The 1283-nt window shown below is 67.9% G+C and carries 1 protein-coding gene; it reads right to left on the reverse strand.

Features of this window, described 5'->3' with window-relative positions; genetic code table 11:
- Positions 1 to 20 precede the first annotated feature (20 nt).
- The gene (locus IY392_RS12830) at positions 21 to 974 is read right to left on the reverse strand and encodes an L-lactate dehydrogenase (protein WP_095717867.1); all 954 of its coding nucleotides are present in this window, start codon (positions 972 to 974) and stop codon (positions 21 to 23) included.
- Between the last annotated feature and the right edge of the window lie 309 nt (positions 975 to 1283).

Genomic DNA, 1283 nt, shown 5'->3' on the forward strand with positions numbered 1-1283 from the left:
CCTGACCCCGACCCCCTGACTCAGCGCAGTATCTCGAACTGCTCCGACACCGCCCGCAGTGCAGACGCGCTGCGGGCGAACTGTTCGATCTCGGTGGCGTCGAGTTCCAACTCCACCACGCGCTGGACCCCGGTCCGGCCGATCACCGCGGGGACGCCGATGAAGATCCCGTCCTGCCCGTACTCGCCCCGCAACAACGTGGAGACCGGTAGCGACACCTGCTCGTTGCGCAGCACGGCTCGCGTGATGCGGGCCAGCCCCATGCCGATGCCGTAGCTCGTGGAGCCCTTGGAGTCGATGATCCGGTAGGCGGCGTCCCTGGTCTCCGTGAAGATCCGGGCCAGTCGTTCCCGCGTGGCCGGGTCCCCGTCGAGATCCCGGCGCAGTGGCACCCCCGAGACGTTGGCGGACGAGAAGACCGGCAGTTCGGTGTCACCGTGCTCGCCGATGATCGAGGCGTGCACGCTCATCGGGGCGACGTCGTAGTACTCGCCCAGCATGAAGCGGAAGCGCGCCGAGTCGAGGATCGTCCCGGAGCCGATGACCTGTGCGGAGGGAAGGCCGGAGTAGCGCCAGGAGGCCTGGGTGAGGATGTCGACGGGGTTGGTGGCCACGAGCAGGATGCCGTCGAAGCCGGTCGCCATGACGTCGCCGACGATCCCCTCGAAGATCGCCATGTTCCTGCCGACCAGGTCGAGTCGCGTCTCGCCGGGTCGCTGGGCGGCGCCGGCGCAGATCACCACCATCGTGGCGTCCGCGCAGTCGTCATAGGTGCCCTCCGTGACGAGGGTGGGGGAGGGGGCCCACACGACGCCGTGGTTGAGATCCATGACCTCGCCGACCAGTTTGTCGTGGTCGATGTCGATGATGGACAGGTGGTCGGCCAGGCCCTGGTTGACGAGCGCGTACCCGTAGGCGATGCCCACGTCCCCGGCGCCGATGAGCACGATGCGGTTCCCGATGGAGGCCTTCATGGTTCCCGAGGGTAGAGGCTCCGGGTGAACGCCGAGGGGCGGCGACTGGAACGGCGACTGGGGGCGACGACGAGGAGAACCCTGTTCGAACAGGTGTTCTTGCGCCGTGTCGGACCGGTGGTGTTCACTGTTCCCCGTGATCGAAAAATAGTTCGATCAGAGCGGTTGGCGGCGTGTCGTCCGGGTCGGGAGGTTCTGGTGATGGTAATGGGCACTTCTGCCGTCGACATGTCCGGCCTCGGCACGGCGGACCGCGTTGCTGAGCTGCGTCGCCGACTGGCCGCGATGCCGGGCGGGGGACCGCCCGCC

The organism is Dietzia sp. SYD-A1, from assembly GCF_015356725.1.
Lineage (GTDB): Bacteria > Actinomycetota > Actinomycetes > Mycobacteriales > Mycobacteriaceae > Dietzia.